Source organism: Streptomyces sp. NPDC004561 (assembly GCF_053602155.1).
Genome location: NZ_JBSGDB010000726.1, coordinates 1 through 3,054, shown reverse-complemented (window position 1 = coordinate 3,054; position 3,054 = coordinate 1). Strand labels below are relative to the sequence as shown.

The 3,054-nt window shown below is 75.4% G+C and carries 3 protein-coding genes; 1 reads left to right on the top strand and 2 read right to left on the bottom strand.

Annotated elements, in window-relative coordinates; translation table 11 throughout:
- Together ACWEN3_RS44305 and ACWEN3_RS44300 are read right to left on the bottom strand one after the other, a co-directional pair.
- Window positions 1-238: hypothetical protein (locus ACWEN3_RS44305; RefSeq protein WP_452983771.1), on the bottom strand; the 238-nt coding region annotated here is incomplete at its 3' end.
- A 61-nt stretch (window positions 239-299) separates the two neighbouring features.
- A complete protein-coding gene (locus ACWEN3_RS44300; RefSeq protein ID WP_452983768.1) occupies window positions 300-1,652 on the bottom strand; it encodes an SWIM zinc finger family protein in 1,353 nt (450 codons plus the stop codon).
- Window positions 1,653-1,784: 132 nt separating this feature from the next.
- Here ACWEN3_RS44300 and ACWEN3_RS44295 point away from each other — a divergent pair, with 132 nt between their 5' ends.
- The gene (locus tag ACWEN3_RS44295) at window positions 1,785-2,948 is read left to right on the top strand and encodes an ATP-binding protein (RefSeq protein WP_452983765.1); all 1,164 of its coding nucleotides are present in this window, start codon (window positions 1,785-1,787) and stop codon (window positions 2,946-2,948) included.
- Window positions 2,949-3,054: the final 106 nt, after the last annotated feature.

Here is a 3,054-nt window from a genome sequence, read left to right as displayed (position 1 = left end):
GGACACCCCGGTGTGGGCCGCCGCCACGGAGGCCTGGCAGGACGTCGTCCGTCTCGGTGAGAAGAACGGTTTCCGTAACTCCCAGGCGTCCGTCCAGGAGCGCCACGGGGGCCGCGCGGCCGGGCGTGACCTGGAGCGGAGGCCGCCGGTCGGTGCCGAGGAGGGCGGCCGTCACCAGGTCCTCCCAGGAGGGCGCGGGATCCGTGCCGTCCCCGCCGCTCGCCGTCGCGTTCATCATGTTCCCTTCCCTTCGCGCATCGAGAGACCGGGCAGGTCGTGCCCGGGGGAGACGGGGCCGGTCAGCACAGCGTCACCGCCTCGCCCGCGCCCTCCGGCCAGGCCGTGAGCGGGGTGAAGCCGCGGTGGCCGCACTCCCCGAAGACCGTCACCGGGGCCCCGCCGGACAGGGCGACCAGCCGCCACAGGCTGGGGCGGGAGCGGGCCGCCCGGGTCAGCGGCAGCGCCGAGTCCCGGTCGGCGTCGGCCAGCTGCCACAGGTCGCCGTCCGGGGCCGGCACGACCCGGTCCAGCGTCACCGGGACCGACTCCAGCCAAGGGTCCTCGCGCAGGGCCGTGCCGTACCGGGCCGCTGCCTCGGCCGTGGTCACGCCCGGCGGACGGAACCCGGCGGGGGCGGGCGCCGCGAACCGCTCGCCCAGCGCGGCCCGGGACTGGCCGGCACCCGGATAGGCGGACAGCTCCGCGTCCAGCGCCAGGCCGACCGGCAGGGACAGCTCCGGCGCCCGGCCGGCCGCGCCGTAGGACAGCAGCAGCCGGGTGGTGCCCGACGCGGCGCCGTGCAGCCATATCCGGCGGGTCGTCAGCTTCGGATCCGCCGTGTCGTACTGGGCCAGGACCAGCCAGCGGTCGCGCACCGGCGGGCCGTCCGCCGAGGCGGGCAGGCCGAGCCGGGAGCGGACCGTGGCCGCGAGGCCCTCCGGCAGCCGATCGCGGCGCAGCCAGCCCTGGTCGAGCAGGTGCAGCAGCGCGCACTCCTCCAGCAGCCGCGCCGGCCAGCCCGCCCCGGACGCCGGGATCGCCCCCAACTCCCGTACCCGGGCCGCCAGCCCGGGTGCCTGGGCGTCGACCATGCGGGCCGCCGTCTCGTCCCACAGGCCGTACCCCGCCTGCTCGGCCGAGGCCAGGCCGCCGCGCAGCAGATCCGACAGGCGCTGCTCCAGTTCCGTGGCGCCCGCCGTGACCCGCTCGGCCCGGCGCTCGGCCCGGCGCCGCGCCGCCTCCGGATCAGCGGCCGGGGAACTGCCGCCCGGCTCCCTCGGCTTGTTCTCCGCGCGCACGCGCCGGCCCTTGAGCCACTGCTCGGCCCAGTCCGGCGGTTCCTGCGCCACCGGCACCGCGTCGCCCCCGCCCGCCCACAGCAACAGCAGGCCGAGTGCGTGCTTGCACGGGAACTTCCGGCTCGGGCAACCGCACTGGAACGCGGGCCCGGCCGGGTCCGCGAGGTCCACCACCGTCTGGTACGGCCTGCTGCCGCTGCCCTTGCACAGCCCCCACACCGACCCCTCCGTACGACTGCCCGTCCCGGACCACGGACCGGCCGTGCCGAGTCTGCCGCCCGCCTTGCGCGACGTGGCGTCAGGTGCCAGTGCCAGCACCTGGTCCGCGGTCCAGCGCACCCCCTGCTCAGTCATGCCACCGACGGTAGGTCCCGCCACTGACAATCGGCCCGGCGAGTGCGTCTGTGCAGGTCAGGGCGATTGTCAGTGGCGTGGTGCACGGTGGATGCCAGACCGAACCCGGCCGAGCTGGAGGGGGCCTCAGCCATGTCTGTGTCTGTGGACACCACGTCCGTCGAACCGAGCACGAACCACTCCGCGAGCGCGAACGCGGGCACGCCCGCGACCGGGGCCGAGGCGCTGCGGCCGCACGCCGAGCACGCCTTCGCCGCCGAACTCGCCGCGCTCGCCGCCCAGGACGACCGCCCGCGCCCGGCCCGCTGGAAGCTGTCGCCGTGGGCGGTGGCGACGTACCTGCTGGGCGGCACCCTGCCGGACGGCACGGTGATCACACCCAAGTACGTGGGGCCGCGCCGGATCGTCGAGGTCGCCGTCACCACGCTGGCCACCGACCGCGCCCTGCTCCTGCTCGGCGTGCCGGGCACCGCCAAGACCTGGGTGTCGGAGCATCTGGCCGCGGCCGTCAGCGGTGACTCGACCCTGCTGGTCCAGGGCACCGCCGGCACGCCCGAGGAGGCGATCAGATACGGCTGGAACTACGCGCAGCTGCTCGCCCACGGCCCCAGCCGCGCAGCCCTCGTGCCCAGCCCCGTCATGCGCGCCATGTCCGAGGGCATGACGGTCCGCGTGGAGGAACTGACCCGCATCCCGGCCGACGTGCAGGACACGCTGATCACGATCCTGTCCGAGAAGACCCTGCCCGTCCCGGAGCTGGGCGAGGAGGTCCAGGCGGTCCGCGGCTTCAACCTCATCGCCACCGCCAACGACCGCGACCGCGGTGTCAACGACCTCTCCAGCGCACTGCGCCGCCGCTTCAACACCGTGGTGCTGCCGCTGCCGGCGAGCGCCGACGACGAGGTCGACATCGTCACCCGCCGCGTCGAGCAGATCGGCCGCTCCCTCGACCTGCCGGCCGCGCCCGACGGCATAGCGGAGATCCGCCGGGTCGTGACCGTCTTCCGTGAACTGCGCGACGGCATCAGCGCCGACGGCCGCACGAAGCTGAAGTCGCCCAGCGGCACGCTGTCCACGGCCGAGGCGATCTCGGTCGTCACGAGCGGCCTCGCCCTCGCCGCGCACTTCGGCGACGGCGTGCTGCGCCCGGCGGACGTCGCCGCCGGCATCCTCGGCGCCGTCGTCCGCGACCCGGCGGCCGACCGGGTCATCTGGCAGGAGTACCTGGAGACCGTCGTGCGCGAGCGCGAGGGCTGGACGGACTTCTACCGCGCCTGCCGGGAGGTGAGCGCATGACCGACACGGGGGAGGCCTACGCTTCCGGACCGCTGCTGCTGGGCGTGCGGCTTCACCCCCAGCCGGTCCGGCGTCAACCACCGGGCCCGGCACTTACCTTGGGTCC

Coding starts and splice junctions, on each gene's coding strand:
- ACWEN3_RS44300 (WP_452983768.1), bottom strand. CDS start 1,652: ATGACTGAGCAGGGGGTGCGCTGGACCGCGGACCAGGTGCTGGCACTG.
- ACWEN3_RS44295 (WP_452983765.1), top strand. CDS start 1,785: ATGTCTGTGTCTGTGGACACCACGTCCGTCGAACCGAGCACGAACCAC.